The organism is Cerasibacillus sp. JNUCC 74, assembly GCF_053667775.1.
Map to the genome: position 1 here is coordinate 3,004,204 of NZ_CM132207.1, position 18,505 is coordinate 3,022,708.

Below are 18,505 nucleotides of genomic sequence, written 5' to 3' on the forward strand. Positions count from 1 at the left end.
ACTTCATTCAGTGGAACGTTTTTTACACGGAATGTTAGTTGAACGAATTGGGCATTTAGGTGCCGTTTTCCCTTACTTCTACTTCTCCTGTATTCACTTCCATCTTGAAAGGAGAGACTTACGGCACCTTACATGCGGGATAAAGTGAAACTTCATTTCTTGGAATGCTTTTCCCAAGAAATGTTAGATAAACCAATCGGGGATTTAGGGCTGTTTTTCTCAAAATTTCGCAAAATAATAAGCAGATTTTTCAAATAAGAGAAATTCGTCTTCTTATATACTGGAAGAGTCGAGCAAAGTTTGCTAGTTGCTCAAGCGCTTAAAAACGGATATCATTTTCTAGATAGGAACAAGGCTATAGATTATCTGGAACTCCGACGAGAAGGCTGTTGCCACCACGAGAAATGTGAAGTGACTCAAAAGGTTAGCCGCTGAAGTGGATCTAGTGGATAAATTGAATACAAAAATTATCCGTGATGCTAACTTCACGGATAATTTTCGCTTATAAACTATTCATTTATCTATCTTGATCTGTGAGTATTAGCGGTTCATCTTTCGTAATAACAATTGTATGTTCATATTGAGCAGAACGACCTTGATCAATTGTTCTCGCTGTCCAATTATTGCTATCCATTTGACTATGCCAGCTACCTTCATTAATCATTGGCTCAATCGTAATAACCATTCCTTCTTTTAACCGCAATCCCTTATTTGGCAAGCCAAAATGCGGAATATGTGGATCTTCATGTATCGTTGGGCCAATTCCATGTCCAGTAAAATCCCGCACGACAGAAAATCCTTCACCTTCTGCATATTTCTGAATAGCATGACCAATGTCACCAATTCGATTTCCTGCTCGTGCTTGTTCTACTCCTTTATCTAATGCTGTTTTCGTAACTTCCATTAATTTACGACCCTTTTCATCCACATTACCAACGCCATATGTCCAAGCCGAGTCTGCAAGACCGCCATCTAAATTAACCACCATATCAATCGTTACAATATCACCATCTTTTAACTTTTCATGACGTGGAAAACCGTGACAAATTTCATCGTTTATCGAGGCACAGATTGCATAAGGATACCCATTATATCCTTTTTGTTCTGGAGTAGCACCATGTTTTTTTAGAAAGTCTTCTGTGAATTCGTCAATTTCCATCGTCGTAATTCCCGGTTTAATTATTTTAGCGATTTCTTTATGACAGCTAACCAAAATATCAGCTGCTGCCTGCATTTTAGCGATTTCTCGTTTACTTTTTCTTGTTATCATTCAAATCTTCCTCTCTTTCTGTTTCCTTCTTCACATTAATATGTTTCTTGAAGATCAGCTAACAAATTTTATTAATTAGCCGTAGCAAAAAATCAAGCAGCATTTATATATATTTTAAGAACCACTAAACCTGTATCCAATCATCCAAAATAAAGTGTACCATAGTTTTCATTAAATCCAAAAACAATTAGATAAAGCGGTTAAGTACTCCATCTGTTGTCCCAAACGAATTGTGCATTTAGTTGCTGTTATTCTCCATTTAAACTTCTTCTTATTCTCTGTAATTCATGAGAAAAGTCTTACGGTACCTTAGATACAAGATAAAGGAAACATGCCCAGGACAGGGGGATGTGGGAACCCGCTTTTAGTCGGTCTTCCATAAAATAGAGCCGATGATGACTTATCCTAGGAAGAAGATCGAAGGTTACTACTCGCTCTACGAAAAAGCTAGTTGAAGTTACTTTCAAAAAAATCCACCATGAAAAAACGGATATGATATTATTTCCTAGCAGCTGCTATTACTATTAGTTTCAACTTAAGTTGGAAAAGGGTCGTAACAATCTTCCACTAAAACTTCATTTCTATTCAATTGAAAATGCAGAGGAGATCCTCTGCATCACATTTAATAGCAACATCTATGGCCGCCAGTATAAGCAGTACCAATAATAATTAACAAAATAAACAATACTACCAATAGCGCAAATCCGCCGCCATAGGAATAGCCGCCTCCGCCTCCGCTCATTCTTGTTCCCCCCTCTTTCTCTGACTAATTTATTCTATGCCAAACATCTAATAATGGGAGGGTTAACTAGTAATATGGGCAGCATTTTTTTATTTTCATCTATTTTTCAATGACTATTTATTCAACTTTCCTGCGGTAATAAATAATCTTTTGCTTCGTATATTTTTCCGTTTACAATGTTTTTAGAAAGCAAAATCTGTACTACTAATTTCCCGATTTTTACTGTATCTGGCAGCTGATTATTTTCCTTGTAAGCCCTGAATTTGTCAACCGAAGCAAAGGAAGTCTTAGAGCTAGAGCGAATTTCCTCTTGCATCGCTGTATCCATCACACCAGGGCTAAAAGCGATAACTTTATGATTTGTTCCTAAATGTTCCTGTTCAAGTGCAATTGTTTTCGTATACATATTAATACTCGCTTTTGAGCTACAATATGCACTCCATCCATAAGTTGGCTTTTCTGCAGCACCTGAGGTAACCGTCAGGCTGACTACAGGAATGTCTAAATTATTTGCTTGTTTCAAGAATAAATTTGTTAAAACCATTGGTGCTACTGCATTTACTTGGAAGTGATAAGCTAAAGCCTGAGGTGAAATATTCATTCCTTGTTCTATCGGCTCAATTACTGCAGCATTATTAATTAGATATAATTCACTAGCTTCTTTCCTTATTATTTGCTTAAAAGCTAATTGTACAAGTATCTCCAGTTCTTCTATTTTGCCTAAATCACAGTTTATTTCTTGAAAAGTTACATTGTTCTCACTGGCGATCTGTTTTAATATCGGTGACTGTTTCCGAGAAATACCAACTACATGCACATGATTAGTCATCAAAAGTTTCGCTACAGCTTCACCAAGACCTCTTGATGTGCCGGTAATAATTGCGTATTTCATAACTAACACCTCATTTAATTCTTATTATTTTATATCGTTACTTCGCAATGCACCAAAGAAATACGAAGCATCTGGTTAGCTCATTATCCAATCGAAAACTCTGTTATTTATTCCATCTCTTTCCAATAATATACTAACGTCTCCATTCCTTTATCAAAGCTGTCCAGCGGAAAGCTTTCATTTGGAGAATGTAAGCGATCTTCTGGTGTACTAAATCCTAATAACACAATGGGGATATGATAAATAGACTGAATCCACTCCACTACCGGAATAGATCCGCCCATCCGTACATAAACTGTTTCCTTGCCAAATGCTTTTGTATAAGCTTTCGCTGCTTTTTTAATCAATGGATGATCGGGTTCTACTTTATATGCTTTAGCAGATAATTTTTCCATTTTTACAGTTACCGTAACTCCTGATGGCGTCACCTTATTAATGTGATTTTCTATTAATTGTTGAATTTTTTCAGGGTCTTGGCCGGGAACTAACCGACAAGTAATTTTAGCTGTAGCAGTAGAAGGGATAATTGTTTTCGTACCTTCCCCTTGATATCCGCCATAAATACCATTTATTTCAAAAGTCGGGCGACCCATTGTATGCTCTACAGCAGTATAACCTTTTTCTGAAGCTGTTGTTTCCACCCCACATACCTTAGCAAAATCCTCACTTGGCACTTTTGCCATCATCTTTCGTTCCTCTTCAGTTAGTGGCTCGACATCATCATAAAATCCTTCAACAGTAACCACCTCATCCTCATTTTTCATGGAAGCTAAAATATGGGTTAATGCCATGATCGGGTTACGAATTGCGCCACCATACATTCCAGAATGCAAATCGTGATCCGGACCAGTTACTGTGATCTCTAAACCGGTAAAACCTTTTAGGCCATATAAAATAGTTGGCTGATTTTTTGCAACCATTCCTGAATCTGAAATCACACAAAAGTCAGCAGAAAATTGTTCTTTATTTGCATGAAGTATTTCATACAAATTCTCACTGCCAATTTCCTCTTCTCCTTCAATACAAACCTTCACATTTAGAGGTAATTTACCTTCTGTTTTCATAAATGCTTCAAATACAGCAAGATGCATAAATACTTGACCTTTATCATCACTCGCACCTCGAGCATATATTCTTCCTTCCCTAATTTCTGGCTTAAAAGGATCACTTTTCCATTGTTCAATCGGATCTGTCGGCTGAACATCATAATGCCCATAGAACAGTACTGTTGGAGCTTCCGGACCCGCCCCATTATATTCTGCATAAACGAGAGAATGATTATTTGTCGCTTGTTTTTCAGCTAAATCAAAACCAATCTCGTTTAAATATGTAACAATAAAATCTGCTGCCCGCTCCATATCTTTTTTATAGTCACTATCTGTACTTACGCTAGGAATAGCTAAAAAGCTTGAAAGTCTATCCAGCAATTCATCTCGATTTGCTTGTAAATAATCCAATACGCGGTCACTCATCACTTTACCTCCTTGATTCTATGTATATTTATTTTAGCATATAAAGTGAAACTTCCATAAGTAAGGAGTTCTTTCATCCTCCACCCACGGTTAGTTGAACCAATCGGACATTTGACTTGCAGTTATCCTCCACCTAGACTTCTTCGTTCCCCCATACTCCCGGTAGGGCCAGTTAAAAGTGGGGATAAAAATAGGTTACCTAAAGCTTCCTACATTACGTTGGATGTGTGCATAAGACGAAACTTCCACGTTATTGTTTACCACGCAGATTTTACCGCTGTTTATGAAATCAACCTTTGACGAAGCCAAGAAAGTACGAACATGAGTTAGGAGTATTAAAAATGAATCAAACACAGAACAAAAGCTACTAACTGGAGAACTTCTGACGGGATAAAGTGAACCTTCATTTCGTGGAACCCAAGTAATATTAGTACCGCAAGGTGTATGTCCTAAAGGCCTCGAACAAATCGGAATTTTAGGGGCTGTTTTTTTTCACTATGTTTGTTTGCAAAACATAAGCATTTAGAATTGAGAAAAGTGCGGCTCCTTACATGCGGGATAAAGAAAACATACCTCTAAAACAGTGGATGCAGACGCCTAAGTGGCAAGCTCGCTGTTTTAGAGGCCTTCCTTTAGATTCGAACTGTGTTGACTTACCGTTGGAAAAAGCGATTTTGTTAAGACCGAGTACTTAAGCGAGACGACAATACATTTAAAAAAGATTGAAACGTTTGCAGCTCCTAAAACCCAAAAAACAGGTGGAAAAAGTACCCATTCTCCACCTGTATATGGTCTTTCTTTAATCGCTATTAATTATTGCAACCCATTTGCTAAATCCTCTAGCAAATCCTCTTTATCTTCAATTCCAACTGAAATACGAACTAACCCATCAGTAATACCTAGTTCCTGGCGTCGTACCCGTGGAATGGAGGCATGAGTCATTTTTGCAGGGACGGAGATTAAACTTTCCACTGCTCCTAAACTTTCTGCTAGCGTAAAATATTTTACCCGTTCTAGTAAGGAAGCAGCAGCCGAAGCAGTTCCTAAATCAAACGATATCATTCCGCCAAAGCCTGCTGTTTGCTGTTTAGCAATTTCATAACCAGGATGTGTAGGTAAACCAGGATAGAACACATTTTTTACATGAGGATGGTCTTTTAAAAATGGAACGAGATAGGCTGCATTCATTTCAATTGCTTCCATGCGCAAAGCCAATGTCTTTATCCCACGAAGTAATAACCAAGAATCCTGAGGTCCTAATATGGCTCCAACCGAATTTTGAATAAAATGGAGCCGTTCAGCAAGTTTATTCGAATTTACCACAACTAAACCAGCCACTACATCACTATGTCCGCCGAGATATTTAGTAGCGCTATGAACAACGATATCTGCTCCTAGAGCTAACGGCAATTGATAGTATGGGGTAGCAAACGTATTATCCACAATGAACAATATATGATGCTGTTCGGCTATTTCCTTCATTTTTGCTATATCCGTAATCTTTAATAAAGGGTTTGTTGGAGTTTCAATAAAAAGTGCCTTCGTATTTTCCTTAATAGCACCTTCCACCAACTCAGGATCACTCGTATCAACAAAGGAATACGCTAGACCAAATTGCTTTAATACCTTTGTCATTAACCGATAGGACCCTCCGTATACATCATCAGTAAATACTACATGATCTCCTGCCTTTAACAGCATCATAACGGAAGAAATAGCTGCCATTCCTGAACCAAATGCAAATCCTGCAATGCCTTCTTCTAACTCCGCTATTACTTTTTCTAATGCATTACGGGTCGGGTTTCCTGTTCGAGAATACTCAAAGCCGCTATGTTTTCCTGCCTCTGCTTGCTCATACGTACTCACTTGATAAATCGGTACAGAAACCGCTCCAGTCTCTTTATCACCTGTAATTCCCCCATGAATCATTTTGGTTTTTCTTCGCATCACTGTTCTCCCTTTCTGAGCTAAGATATGCCTTCTCAGCATCTACTTGATGAATAAATCCCCTTACTTAAATAGCGATCACTGCCATCAGGAAAAATAGTAACAATATTTGTACCTGAAGTTGCTTTCTGTGCTACTTCTAAAGCCGCGTACATTGCTGCACCTGATGAGCTGCCTACGAGAAGTCCTTCTTTTACTGCCAATGCCTTCACCATTTCAAATGCATTATCGTCGGGTACTGTAAATACTTGGTCAATCAGTGATCGATCCATAAACGGTGGAAAAAACTCCATTCCTATTCCTTCTGTTCGATGCGCTCCCGGGTCTCCTCCACCAATAATTGATCCTTCTGGTTCAACAATAACCCCATATACATGAGGATTCTTTTCTTTAAAATAATGCATAACCCCCATATACGTTCCTGCTGAACCAGCCCCAGCTACGAATACATCTACCTTTCCATCCAAATCTGTCCAGATTTCAGGAGCTAATGTATCGTAGTAAGTTGTTGGGTTAGCTCGATTATTAAACTGTTGTGGAGAAAAACTATTTGGTATTTCTTGCAATAATTGTTCTGTTCTACGTACTGCACCTTGTATTCCTTCTTCTTTAGGCGTAGAGACAATCGTTGCACCTAACGCTTTCATAAGAAATTGTTTTTCCTCACTAAAATGCTCCGGTACACATAACACAAGTGTTATATCATTATTTAATGCAGCAAGGGCCAATCCAATTCCTGTATTTCCCGCTGTTGGTTCAATGATAGTTGCTCCAGGTTGTAATTTTCCTTTTTTTATTGCATCCTCTATCAAACTTATACCTAACCTATCTTTCACACTTCCACCAGGGTTTAAAAATTCTAACTTTGCGTATAGACGAACATCTTTGGGCAAGGAGAATTGTGTTATTTGCAGAAGCGGCGTATTACCAATTATCTCTTTAATTGATGTGTAGACGGTCATCAATCTATCCTGCCTTTAAAAAACATACTGCCACTCATTTCTATATTTTAACATTTCATGAGCAATTTTTTTTGCACCTTCTAGACTGTGATTAGCAGCCCAACCGCATTGAACTTCATTACACGCCGGTACTTCATCAGCAGCAATAACATCATTCAACGTTTTCTCAAGGGCATGTAGTACTTCTTCATAATTGTCGTGATTGATAATAGATAGATAAAAACCGGTTTGGCATCCCATCGGACTAATATCGAGTACATTATCCAAGTGATTACGAATATTCTCTGCCATTAAGTGTTCAATGGAATGAAGTGCATCCATTGGCATATGGTCTTGGTTCGGCTGTTTAAAACGAATATCATATTTATAAACTTTATCACCGTTTTCCCCTTCACTAACACCTGTTAAACGAACATATGGTGCTTTTACTTTTGTATGATCAAGATTAAAGCTTTCTACATTCATCTTCTTCTCCATCAGAATCGCTCCTTTTGCTTGATAATCGATAAGAATGAATGATACATCTTTGTAACAAAAAAATTATTCTGATTTTTTTTCAGCTACAAGTAACCAGACAAAATCATTCATTTGATGCATCTCTATTGTGAAATTATTCCTTTTAAACAGCTGTTTTAAAAATGTTATTGTTGGATAATATTCTCGTTCCAAATCTTCTGCCAGTGTTGTATACCCTTGCTTTTTTGCCCTTGCTACTTCATTTAACCTCTCCTTTTCTGAACGAAACATCGTATCTGCAAAAACAATTCTGCCATTGTCCGATAATGTCTTTGAAAATTTCTTCACAGCTGTTTCTTTCTCCTCGTTTGTTAGATGGTGAAATGCATAGGTGCTAACTATTGTTTGAATAGGTATGGAAAATACTGGATACCTTAAAAAATCCCCATCATAAAGCGATACTTTTGGCAGCTTTTTTCTAAATTTTTCCCTCATCGCTTTTGAAGGTTCAATACCAATATATTCATAACCTGCTGCAATTATTTTTTTTGCTAAATTACCTGTACCAGGACCAAATTCCAATACAGCACCTTTTGTATGGTGAACAACCGCTTCTAAAATCTCTTCATACTTAGCAAACACCCTAGAGTATTCTGGATCTAATCCAGATACCGTGTCATCATAATTTTCTGCCCAATCATCAAATATGGTTAAAAACTCTCTCCCCATAGTTTCAGCCCACCCTTTAAAATATAATCCAAAGTAAATCGCTAAGGATAATAAGGATTATATGCATAAGTATACAATATGTTCTGACTTTTTAAAAGGAAAAACGAGTAAATCTTTATTAAAAAAGATTTACTCGTTCAAGAATTAGCGATTTTGTGGAAACAATCTTTCAATCATATTTCCAAATTGATCAAAAAATCCCTCAACTGGTTCGCCTTTTTCCACATCTTCTGTATAGTTTTGCGTTAAATTAAGAAAGTCTGGGTTCGTTGAGACATATACATTGTCGATATCGTTGTCAACCGATTGAACAACCTCTTTAATTCTAGATTTCACTTCATCCGTCAATTCATCGCCCTTATCGACATTGTTGGTATTATTCGCTGTATTGTTTCCGGTATTTTTATTTTCTACGTTTGCATCATTGGTATCCAACTGTGCAGCAACATAGGCATTATCATCTAAAGTAAGAACATAGGCCTGATCAATTTCATCAACTTCTCTTGTAATTCTCTCTGCAGCTTCTTCCGATACATCATATCGATTATTATCATTATCATTTTCCTGATCTCGTTCAGCATCTCTTCTCATCTCATAATCACGGTTGCCATTCATAGCCCCGCCTGTATTGTTATACCTTGTTTGCTCTACGTTATCGTTTTTAGCATCCTGATTATTATTATCATTATTATTATCATCTGCATTCATACAACCTGTTAATACCAAGCTAAGAACAGCTATGAAAGAAAATAATTTGACCTTCATGTATGTTATACCTCCTTTGTTTTGACCTTAGTATGAAGCAAACAAAAGAGATTATACGTAGTTATAACACCTTTTTATGGTAAATACACCATTTTTCTTTCAGACAATATATATATTATACGGGGACACTATAACTAACCCTTACAGTTTAAGGAGGGGTAAACATGGATATTCCTGATTATGATAAAGCACTTTACTATACACTTTGGGGACATTGGGACGATTTACTTGTTCTGATGGTACGAACAAACGATGATATTCTTTCCAAAAGAATTCAGCAGTTTCTTCATGCATTCCACTATTCTCTGGATGAACGGAAAATTTTAGAGTCACACGACAATCTGCTTTATTATTTGGATCATGCAATGAAATATGATCCTCCAGTTACCATGAAAATATAAGAAGATGTTGTCAGAGTTGACAACATCTTCTTTATTTTATTGAGTATATAAAACACTTTTATCTCTAATTAAATGTAATATTGTTGACAAGGCTTTCAGAAAATATATTAATATTAGGAATACGAATACGTCACCATTTTAGAAAAACTTGGCTTGTCGCCAAGTCTTTAGCGAAAGCTGTAGTTTTTCCTATACTATAAAGCCTAAAGTTTTTATACTTTCCTATAGTATTAAAAATGAATACTGACTTCTCCTCGAAAATCATGGAATGAATGATTTTTATAAACTATAAAAAGATTGAATAATTGCTTTATCCTTTTCATCCAACTTTGATTCTTCAGCAGGTATCGTCGTTTCTTCCAACAATGTCGTTGCCATTAATTCATTCATCGACATCTCAGATGCTTCCGCTTTTTCTCTTATTTCTTTTGGAACATAAAACATCGCTATCTCCCATTCAGATTGTTGAACCGGTAAATCTTTCATCATATTATCAACTATCCTATTATCAACATTTTCCAGTAAACTAACCCCTACAAGCATTTGTCTTTTGTTATTAATCAATCCTGTCTCCTCTGTTTTATCTATAAACATCTGGACAACTTCTTTTAACTGCTTATTTTTATATTCACTAAGCTCTGCCACAACCAGCTCAGCTTCATCATTAATCGTTCGAATAGATTGGACAGAAAAATCCTCATTTACTCCAAATTCAATGCTGGGATTGATATCAATGCCCACATAAGCGAAAGTCTTATGTTTTTCCACTGCAAAATAAAAGGGGAAGATAAACAATAAAATAATACTAATAAATATAAAAAAACGCAAAAAAATACGATCGTTTCCCCAAAATGCTAACATGGAACGCTTATAGATGGGAAATGGCTTAAAGGCAACTTCCGATCCAACTTTTCCCCCTTTTATCGGAATTGCTTTGTAAAAGGCGCCATCTCTTGTGAGCACTATCATATAATTGCGATGCTGTTCCATGATAATCCCTCTTTTCACTACTTCACCACCTTTAAATAGTCTTTTAAATATAAGTAATCTCCGGAGAGCACAATAAAAACAGCTAAAATATATTTTCTATTTCGCTCTAATGTTTTTTTACTAACATCGACCTTTTTAACCAGTTCCTTTATTGGCAGCTTCCGTTTTTTTAACACATATGCCCTTAATTTTTCATCATCAAAAAGGATTTTTGCAGTGCGAATAGCTGATTCACGGGCATCTCGATGTTTAGGCGATACTTCAGGCAATTCAGCTAAGCTTAACTTATATTTTTTCAGTTTCTCCTTATAATCAAGAATTTCTTCTCTTCGATACCATGCATCTTGTTCTAATTGATATTGCCGCTTTACTGCAACTATTTCCGTCGGGTTCTCCATCAGTTCTGCATCATACGTTTCATCAAGAGATATAGCAGCAGGACGCTTTTGCATATATCGAATATAATCGATAATTTTGCGCTTAATTACTAATTTGGCAAACGCTAAAAACGAACTCCCCCTTTCTCGATTATACGACAAAACAGCCTCATTAAAAGCGGAAAGCGCTATGCTAAACTCATCATCTTTTTTGGGATCAATATATCGTTTACATACCTCTGATGCACATTTAGCAATAAAAGGCTGATACGTTTTCAATAAATAGTTTTGTACGGTTTGATCACCTTCCTGAACTAATTGAACCAGCTCTTCTAGGGGTAAATCATTTACGGATTTATGTACCATCAATGAAAGGCCCCCCTAGTTATTATATTTTTCGTTTCATTATTTATATTTTTGGGCGTATAGACATGATCTTTTATTAGCTTTTTACTTCTTTTCATTAATTTTATATACATCACGATGTGTTCACCATCTTTTTATTTTTATTATCTTTTACAGTGCTGTAATGGCAGTTAAATAAGATCCACTTAAAAAGGTGGAATTCTTTAAGGAATGAAAATTAAATTTTTTCATTTTACTTTGTATCATAACTAGAAATGTCATTTCGACATTTTATTCCTGTTTATTAAACAGTTCTACTTAATATGACAAGTTATTATATCTTAACGTATGAAACGATTTGTGGCTATCACAAAACAGTTACATTTTGTTTAAATAAACGTAACTACCTGCTATCTATTATGTAACAAAAGCGACTGGATGTCTTTAGATAAAATTTACCTATGACCTTTTACTTAGTACATATTTATTTATAGTAAAGTCTAAACAAATTCCGTATCTAGAATTTTTAACAATTTATCTGATAATAACATTTCAAATCGATTCATTATTAACCAATACGACTATAGAACTTTAACCATTAGTTCCATTCATAATACATAAATAGTAAAGGTTTCTGATTTATAAAATGAAACTTCAGTCAGTGGGATTTTTCCTTCATCCCCTACTGATAAGAAAAGGAACAAAAGCTAAATTTCGGGCATCCTTGAAAATGAAAAACATAACAGTCTATCGCTTGTTGAAGCTTCTCTGTCCCTATCGATTCGATCCGAACAAATCAAGTATTTAAGCGCTGTTATTTTCCACGTAATCTTCTACGTATTATCACATGAGATTCTTACAGAACCCTAAATACGAGATTAGAAAAACTTGGCTTGTCGCGAAAGCTATCGTTTTTCTTATAGATAAAGCCCAATAGTTTTATACTTTCCTATAGTGTAAAAAAGAGGCTTTTAGCATTATACCAAGTCTACATATGATATATTTAATAAAAGAAAACAAATTTTCCTTTTTTTAATCAAAATCTTAAAATAGGGCAACGCTCATTGGGATTTTCCATTAATTTATCACTAATGATTAGAGGGACCATTCAGGCCTTTAATGAAAGTTGAACTTATTTACTCCCTTCCAAATTAAGACTGTTCAGATGATAAGGAGAGAGTGTAATGAAAGAAATTACTCAACACAGAAAGAAAATTACGGAACGAAAAATTCGTTATGATGGGAGCATTGAGGAACATTGTTGTATTCAACTGAAAAGGAAGGATAACACGATCGTCGTTTTTCATGAAATACGTCAATCGTTTACTATCACTGAAAATCAGAATCAAATAACTATCCCTAAAGGAAGTTATACAACCGCCTATTACTGGAGAAATAAGCCATTCAACTTGTATTTTTGGAGAGACGTGAAAGGAAATTTTTTAGGGGCATATTTTAATATCGTCCGAAACACGATGATTAAAAATAACCTCGTATCATTTGAAGATTTAATTATTGATGTCTTCGTTCTTCCAAGTGGGGAGTATGTTGTATTAGATGAAGACGAGTTGCCTTCAGAGCTGCCACAATTTGAGAATGGATTTGTTCAACGTTCCCTAAATAATTTAGTAGTTTCAAAAAATCTTTTGCTAGAGCAGGTCATTGCTGAAACAGATACGATATTCAGCCATAACAGGTGTTGCTCATTATTACAGATGGCAAAGTAGCTTATCTACATTCCTTACAGAATAGTTGAGGCATATATTGCGATACGTTATAAGGAACAAGCTGAACTGTTATCGATAAAAGCCCTTACTTCCTGCGCTTTCGATTATCTAGTAGCATATGTTCTTTGATACAAGAGCTGCCATGAAGTGATTAAAAAAGACTTCTGGCAGCTTTTTAGTAGTAATTATATGTTTACCTCATTCAAGTTAGTTGATGCTTATTTTTTATACTTATAATAGTAGTCAATTGGATAAAATAGACCTACTTTTCCATACTCCTCATGATCCAATGTCGCAAAGATAATCCCAATCACTTCACCTGCTTCATTAAACACCGGACTGCCACTATTGCCTTGATATACTGGGGCTTGGATCATCACGACAGCTTCTTTCCACGATTCTAATGTTGTATAATCGATTATTTTTCCTTGATTAGCTATCCCATTAAATTGCAAAGGGTTTCCAATAAAGCGAATAGGCTCATTTTTCTCAATTACTGCCCTTTCTGCTAAATCCAGAAATGGTACCTTTTCTGCATCATCAATTTCTATTATTGCTAAGTCTACAGAAGGATAGGTTTCTGTTACCTTAGCCTGAAACAAACCGTCTTCCGGAAATGCTACGATTACTGTCTGTTCCCCTTCCACCACGTGATGATTCGTCAGGATTTTCCCATCTGCTGTTATGGAGAAGCCCGTTCCTTTCGAATCATCCGTTTCAATCGTAACAACGGCTTCTTTATAGGCTTGAATATCTTCTTGCAGCGAAAGTTTGGCCGAAGTAACTAAAAAGTCAATGGCAGGGAGTGAAAAGGTTCTAGGAATAATCGCAATTACATTTAAAAAAAGAGCGACGGCTATTAGCCAAAACGCCCATTTTGGAAAAGGGCGTTTTGGCTTGTGATGTTGCTTTGCTTCTCTTTCTCTAGCGAATGCTTTTTCCCGTTCTTTCTGTACTAATTCATAAAGTTCTTCATCATCGATTTCCTCATATAAATCCTCATCAATAATATCGTGCTGATTCTCCTTTTTGTCCATAAGCCACCTCAGATTCATCCCAAATTAAACAGCAGACTTGCTGTGACTCTTTTGCTGCATTTGATACATTTGATAATAATAGCCTTTTTCCTGTATCAGTTCTACATGAGTTCCTCTTTCTTTTATCGTACCATGATCAAGCACAAAAATGATATCAGCTTGCTGTATTGTGGATAGTCGATGCGCGATTACTAACGTGGTCCTTCCTTTTTTAAGTACCTCCAATGCATGTTGAATAATTGTTTCTGTTTCTGTATCGATATTGGCAGTAGCTTCATCTAATATAAGAATTGCAGGATCGAAAGCTAGTGCCCGAGCAAAGGAAATCAGCTGTCTTTCTCCTAAGGAAAATCTCGTTCCCCCTTCACCCACTTTTTCTTCATACTTATCTGGAAGTCTTTCAATAAAATGATCTGCACCTACAGCCTTTAAGGCCTGTTTTGCCACTTCCGGCGAAATCCTCGGGTCATTCATCGTTACATTTGATAATAGGCTTCCTGAAAACAGAAATGGATCTTGCAGCACAATTCCCATATGACTCCTCACCTGTTGACGTGACCACTCTCGGATAGGATAACCATCAATGATAATCTCGCCTTTTTGTGGATCATAAAAACGAAATAACAGATTCATAATCGAGCTTTTTCCAGAACCTGTATGTCCTACAAAAGCCGCTGTTTCCCCGGGCTTTACTTCAAAGGACAGATTTTTCAGCACATACTCCCTTTCATTATATGCAAAAGAAACACGGTCAAATTGAATGTGACCTTGATAACGTTTGATCGGTTGAGTTACAAGATCTTCCCCATCCCGATCTAATAATGCAAATACACGATTTCCAGCGACTCGTGCCTGTTCTATTAATGGCAGCTGATTCACAATATCTGTAACAGGCTCAAATAATCTTGTTAGATAATCAACAAACGCATAAAGTAAACCAATCGATATGGCACTGGAAGGTTCCAATGAAAATGAGCCAAAATACCAAATAAATCCTACAAATGCAATGTTTCGAAATACGGTAACTAAATTATAGGAGGTTAAGGCACTTAACTTTACTAATTTACGTTGATAAATGAAATGTCTTTCATTTAGAACTTCAAAACCTTCTTTTGTCTTCCGTTCACGCCGGAATGCCTGAATGATTGGCATTCCTTGAATCGCTTCGTTGATATTACCATTAATTTCGCTGATGGTTGAACGAATTACTGTATTATACTTTGTGCCGTAATGCTTATAGAGCTTCATCCACCCATAAATTAAAGGAATAAGCAATAAGCACCATGCTGCTAACTTAGCATCTAAAATAAACAGCGCTACGAAAATGCCTCCCATGTAAATAACACTTGTTACAATAATCGATAATACGCGCTCGTATAAATCACGAATAGCCTCCGTATCATTGGTAATTCTCGAAACAATTTTTCCTGCTGGTTGATCGATAAAATAAGTAATTGGCACTCGATGAATATGATCAAATAAATCATTACGCATTTTTTTAACAATCCTGTTCGACGCCTTTTGTAATAAAAAGGTTTGATAAAATTGGAAAAAACCAGCAATAATAAGTAAGCACATATAAAGTCCCAACAAGTATAAAATCGGTCGTTGCTCTGGTTTAAAAAATGGGTAAATCTCCGCTAATGATAACTTTTCACCTTTGACTTGAAGCTGATCTTGACCAGCAGAAATAATAATCATATCCTTTTCAACGGATCTTTTTCCTTCGAGTGGCATTTCTTCATTGATAAAATAATAGTCTGTATCAATTGCTAAAATAGTTGCAACCTCACCGGTAGTTTGGTCTGTTTCCTCAACTCGATTTGCCCGTTTATAGTTCTTTCCTTGATAAACTACTGTATATGAATCATCCTTTTCTTCAACTTGTTGCCATGCTCCTTCAATCCCAAGGATATGATCATCAATTACTTTTTTTGCAATTAGTGGTCCCGCCAATTCAAGTGTCACAGCAATAAGTAAGCAAATTAAGCCAATGATAATACCTTTTTTAAATTGTAATGCATACAAAAACAATCGCTTTTCGGTTGACATTACTGAGACACCTCCTCATTTTCAAGTTGTTGCTGTACGTATTGGGTATAATACCACCCTTGATTAGCTATCAATTGTTCATGGGTACCCGTTTCTACAATTTTTCCATCTTCTAAGACAATGATTTGATCGGCATGTGTAACAGCTGACAAACGATGTGCTGCAATGAGTGTCGTCTTATTTTTTCTCTCTTTACGCAAATGCTCCATAATTTTTGCTTCCGTCTTACCATCAACTGCTGATAAAGAATCATCAAGTATTAGAATCTCCGGATCCTTAATAAAAGCTCGAGCTAATGCCACTCGTTGCTTTTGTCCGCCGGACAACGTAACTCCGCTTTCGCCGACTTGAGTATCTAAACCGTTAGGGAGTTGTTTTATATCATCTAAGAAATGTGCCTGTTCTAATACACGGAAGATTTCTTCATCTGTTGCATCTTCTCTACCAAATTGAATATTTTCACGTAGCGTTTTAGAAAATAGTATTTGATCTTGAGGAACATAGCCGATCCATGAGCGGATTGTCTCTAATGAGAGAGCACCGATATTCGTTCCTGATATGGTTATTTCCCCTTTAATACCAGGATATTGTCGTAATAACAATTTAAACAATGTTGTTTTTCCGGCTCCTGTTTTCCCCACTATTCCGAGCGTCTGCCCTTTGTTTACGATAAATGAAATAGACGAGAGCTGATTGGTTTTTGTATAGGGATACGAAAATGAGACATCAGAAAATTTAATATTTTCTACTGATTCTGCTTGCAATGGGTTAGGAGGATCTACTACATCCGCCTGATAATTTAACATGTGGTTGACCCTATCTAACGAAGCATTTCCTCGTTGGAGAATATTTATTAATTCCCCAACTGCAAACATAGGCCAGATCAGCATTCCTAAATAAACATTAAAGGTAACCAAATCTCCGAGTGTAATGATATTTTCAAACACTAAAAACGAACCGTAGCCAAGCCCGATGGTGTATGATAATCCAACTAAAACCTTCATCGTGGGTTCAAATAATGCATCGATTTTAGCTACCTCAATATTTTTCTTATACACATCTGTAGTCATTTCTTGAAATTGTTTTGTATTTTGGTTTTCTTGAACAAACGCTCGAATTACTCGAACTCCTCGAACCGATTCCAATACTTCATTATTCATTTCACCAAAAGCATGTTGCGCTTTGGAAAATCGTTCATGTATTACTGCACCATATTTATTCATGGCGACTGCCATAATCGGTAGTGGAATTAAAGCAGCAGCCGTTAACTGCCAACTAATTGTAAAACCCATCATTGCAATAATCATTAGCATAAAAATGCTTGAATCAACAAGCGTTAGAACACCGAAGCCAGCCGTTAAACTAATTGCCTTCAAATCATTTGTACTGCGTGCCATTAAATCTCCCGTCCGAAATTTACTAAAAAAGGTAGGAGTCATGGTCAGAAAATGCTGCATCAATTTACTTCGCATCCACTTTTCTAAAATGACAGCACCACTAAACAATGTGTAGTCCCATAAAAAGGAAATACCATAATGGATAATTATTATTAGCATATATCCAACAATAATTGCAGTTAGCAATTTCATCGTTAATGTTTCAAATTGAATATGATCAATCGTATATCCGGCTAGTTTAGGAGGGATTAAACCGATCGCACTAGCTGTAATTAAAGCTATGATTGCTAGGGTATACCGTTTCCAATAATGTTGAAAGAACCATTTTAATTTAACAAATACTTGAAACAAACGAACACCTTCTTCTCTTTTATTCTTGTTCACTAAAAACAGTTTCATGATAATCATAAAAAATCGGCTAACATTCTCTATAAAGTGAAACTTCATTCAGTAGGAGTTTTCTTCCATCTCCTACTGAATGTTAGCTTGAACGAATCGGGCATTTAGGTGCCGTTTTCTCCCACTTAGACCCTTTTGTATCAACTCAAGGCTCTTGAAGTGGGAGTCTTACGGCACCTTACATGTGGGATAAATTACAAAAAACACGTATTCGCCCATGACGAATACGTGTTTAGGGAAAAAGACAAAAAAATACACTTGAAAAGTCACAGACAGATGTGACCCTAGTGTACGAACATGATAAGTCTACGTTTAAAAAGATCCAGCTGAGGTCACACGAATAGATATATAATTAAAAGTTATTTGAGCAATGTTCATTTTAATCATGATAATGACCTCCTATTTTATTCTAACTTATTATAGATGGAAGAATTTGATAAGTCAATAGATTTTTTGCACATTTCTAAATTTATTTTCATTATTTATAACCACAGAAAAATGTTGTTTGGCTTCTGATGAAAAGATACATGCCCTTTCATTGCTTC

16 protein-coding genes are annotated in these 18,505 nt (G+C 36.2%); 2 read left to right on the forward strand and 14 right to left on the reverse strand.

All coding sequences use genetic code 11. From position 1 onward, the window contains the following. Nucleotides 1-517: 517 nt before the first annotated feature. The 9 genes from map to JNUCC74_RS13485 form a co-directional block, all read right to left on the reverse strand. Nucleotides 518-1,270, reverse strand: coding sequence for a type I methionyl aminopeptidase (gene map / locus JNUCC74_RS13445; RefSeq protein WP_077317884.1), 753 nt, complete (start codon nucleotides 1,268-1,270; stop codon nucleotides 518-520). A 622-nt stretch (nucleotides 1,271-1,892) separates the two neighbouring features. Then, nucleotides 1,893-2,012: a YjcZ family sporulation protein gene (locus JNUCC74_RS13450; RefSeq protein WP_454065743.1), complete on the reverse strand. Its 120-nt coding sequence runs from the start codon at nucleotides 2,010-2,012 to the stop codon at nucleotides 1,893-1,895. Between the two features lie 121 nt (nucleotides 2,013-2,133). Next, entirely contained in the window at nucleotides 2,134-2,904 is a 771-nt protein-coding gene (locus tag JNUCC74_RS13455; RefSeq protein ID WP_454065744.1) for a (S)-benzoin forming benzil reductase, read from the reverse strand. 107 nt (nucleotides 2,905-3,011) lie between these two features. Beyond that, nucleotides 3,012-4,376 carry a dipeptidase gene (locus JNUCC74_RS13460; RefSeq protein WP_454065745.1) on the reverse strand — a complete coding sequence of 455 codons (1,365 nt, stop codon included), beginning with the start codon at nucleotides 4,374-4,376 and terminating at the stop codon, nucleotides 3,012-3,014. An 813-nt stretch (nucleotides 4,377-5,189) separates the two neighbouring features. Beyond that, nucleotides 5,190-6,323, reverse strand: a complete 1,134-nt coding sequence (locus JNUCC74_RS13465) for a bifunctional cystathionine gamma-lyase/homocysteine desulfhydrase (protein WP_454065746.1) — start codon at nucleotides 6,321-6,323, stop codon at nucleotides 5,190-5,192. Nucleotides 6,324-6,358: 35 nt separating this feature from the next. Then, nucleotides 6,359-7,285 (reverse strand): PLP-dependent cysteine synthase family protein, encoded by a 927-nt coding sequence (locus JNUCC74_RS13470; protein ID WP_454065747.1) that lies wholly within the window; start codon nucleotides 7,283-7,285, stop codon nucleotides 6,359-6,361. Nucleotides 7,286-7,300: 15 nt separating this feature from the next. Beyond that, nucleotides 7,301-7,762, reverse strand: a complete 462-nt coding sequence (locus JNUCC74_RS13475) for an S-ribosylhomocysteine lyase (protein WP_454065748.1) — start codon at nucleotides 7,760-7,762, stop codon at nucleotides 7,301-7,303. Between the two features lie 63 nt (nucleotides 7,763-7,825). Further along, nucleotides 7,826-8,470: a class I SAM-dependent DNA methyltransferase gene (locus JNUCC74_RS13480; protein WP_454065749.1), complete on the reverse strand. Its 645-nt coding sequence runs from the start codon at nucleotides 8,468-8,470 to the stop codon at nucleotides 7,826-7,828. Nucleotides 8,471-8,614: 144 nt separating this feature from the next. Continuing rightward, nucleotides 8,615-9,235 carry a YhcN/YlaJ family sporulation lipoprotein gene (locus JNUCC74_RS13485; RefSeq protein WP_454065750.1) on the reverse strand — a complete coding sequence of 207 codons (621 nt, stop codon included), beginning with the start codon at nucleotides 9,233-9,235 and terminating at the stop codon, nucleotides 8,615-8,617. Nucleotides 9,236-9,399: 164 nt separating this feature from the next. Here JNUCC74_RS13485 and JNUCC74_RS13490 point away from each other — a divergent pair, with 164 nt between their 5' ends. Further along, nucleotides 9,400-9,636, forward strand: a complete 237-nt coding sequence (locus JNUCC74_RS13490; RefSeq protein WP_077317893.1) for a YhdB family protein — start codon at nucleotides 9,400-9,402, stop codon at nucleotides 9,634-9,636. A 279-nt stretch (nucleotides 9,637-9,915) separates the two neighbouring features. Here the strand turns inward: JNUCC74_RS13490 and JNUCC74_RS13495 are convergent, their stop codons facing one another. Next, the gene (locus JNUCC74_RS13495; RefSeq protein WP_454065751.1) at nucleotides 9,916-10,644 is read right to left on the reverse strand and encodes an anti-sigma factor domain-containing protein; all 729 of its coding nucleotides are present in this window, start codon (nucleotides 10,642-10,644) and stop codon (nucleotides 9,916-9,918) included. Further along, nucleotides 10,644-11,369 (reverse strand): RNA polymerase sigma-I factor, encoded by a 726-nt coding sequence (sigI, locus tag JNUCC74_RS13500; protein ID WP_077317895.1) that lies wholly within the window; start codon nucleotides 11,367-11,369, stop codon nucleotides 10,644-10,646. The genes JNUCC74_RS13495 and sigI overlap by 1 nt, the downstream gene beginning before the upstream one ends. Nucleotides 11,370-12,532: 1,163 nt before the next feature. On the opposite strand from sigI, the gene JNUCC74_RS13505 reads away from it, so the two are divergent. After that, nucleotides 12,533-13,075 (forward strand): DUF402 domain-containing protein, encoded by a 543-nt coding sequence (locus JNUCC74_RS13505; RefSeq protein WP_454065752.1) that lies wholly within the window; start codon nucleotides 12,533-12,535, stop codon nucleotides 13,073-13,075. A 218-nt stretch (nucleotides 13,076-13,293) separates the two neighbouring features. On the opposite strand, the gene JNUCC74_RS13510 is transcribed toward JNUCC74_RS13505, so the two are convergent. Genes JNUCC74_RS13510 through JNUCC74_RS13520 form a run of 3 tightly spaced genes read right to left on the reverse strand, consistent with a single transcriptional unit; the run spans nucleotide 13,294 to nucleotide 17,912 of the window. Continuing rightward, nucleotides 13,294-14,112, reverse strand: a complete 819-nt coding sequence (locus tag JNUCC74_RS13510) for a S1 family peptidase (RefSeq protein WP_454065753.1) — start codon at nucleotides 14,110-14,112, stop codon at nucleotides 13,294-13,296. A 24-nt stretch (nucleotides 14,113-14,136) separates the two neighbouring features. Further along, on the reverse strand, nucleotides 14,137-16,164 hold the full coding sequence (locus tag JNUCC74_RS13515) for an ABC transporter ATP-binding protein (protein WP_454065754.1): 2,028 nt from the start codon (nucleotides 16,162-16,164) through the stop codon (nucleotides 14,137-14,139). Further along, nucleotides 16,164-17,912, reverse strand: a complete 1,749-nt coding sequence (locus JNUCC74_RS13520; RefSeq protein ID WP_454065755.1) for an ABC transporter ATP-binding protein — start codon at nucleotides 17,910-17,912, stop codon at nucleotides 16,164-16,166. Before JNUCC74_RS13520 ends, JNUCC74_RS13515 begins: the two co-directional genes overlap by 1 nt. Nucleotides 17,913-18,505: the final 593 nt, after the last annotated feature.

Coding starts and splice junctions, on each gene's coding strand:
- map (WP_077317884.1), bottom strand. CDS start 1,270: ATGATAACAAGAAAAAGTAAACGAGAAATCGCTAAAATGCAGGCAGCA.
- JNUCC74_RS13450 (WP_454065743.1), bottom strand. CDS start 2,012: ATGAGCGGAGGCGGAGGCGGCTATTCCTATGGCGGCGGATTTGCGCTA.
- JNUCC74_RS13455 (WP_454065744.1), bottom strand. CDS start 2,904: ATGAAATACGCAATTATTACCGGCACATCAAGAGGTCTTGGTGAAGCT.
- JNUCC74_RS13460 (WP_454065745.1), bottom strand. CDS start 4,376: ATGAGTGACCGCGTATTGGATTATTTACAAGCAAATCGAGATGAATTG.
- JNUCC74_RS13465 (WP_454065746.1), bottom strand. CDS start 6,323: ATGCGAAGAAAAACCAAAATGATTCATGGGGGAATTACAGGTGATAAA.
- JNUCC74_RS13470 (WP_454065747.1), bottom strand. CDS start 7,285: ATGACCGTCTACACATCAATTAAAGAGATAATTGGTAATACGCCGCTT.
- JNUCC74_RS13475 (WP_454065748.1), bottom strand. CDS start 7,762: ATGGAGAAGAAGATGAATGTAGAAAGCTTTAATCTTGATCATACAAAA.
- JNUCC74_RS13480 (WP_454065749.1), bottom strand. CDS start 8,470: ATGGGGAGAGAGTTTTTAACCATATTTGATGATTGGGCAGAAAATTAT.
- JNUCC74_RS13485 (WP_454065750.1), bottom strand. CDS start 9,235: ATGAAGGTCAAATTATTTTCTTTCATAGCTGTTCTTAGCTTGGTATTA.
- JNUCC74_RS13490 (WP_077317893.1), top strand. CDS start 9,400: ATGGATATTCCTGATTATGATAAAGCACTTTACTATACACTTTGGGGA.
- sigI (WP_077317895.1), bottom strand. CDS start 11,369: ATGGTACATAAATCCGTAAATGATTTACCCCTAGAAGAGCTGGTTCAA.
- JNUCC74_RS13505 (WP_454065752.1), top strand. CDS start 12,533: ATGAAAGAAATTACTCAACACAGAAAGAAAATTACGGAACGAAAAATT.
- JNUCC74_RS13510 (WP_454065753.1), bottom strand. CDS start 14,112: ATGGACAAAAAGGAGAATCAGCACGATATTATTGATGAGGATTTATAT.
- JNUCC74_RS13515 (WP_454065754.1), bottom strand. CDS start 16,164: ATGTCAACCGAAAAGCGATTGTTTTTGTATGCATTACAATTTAAAAAA.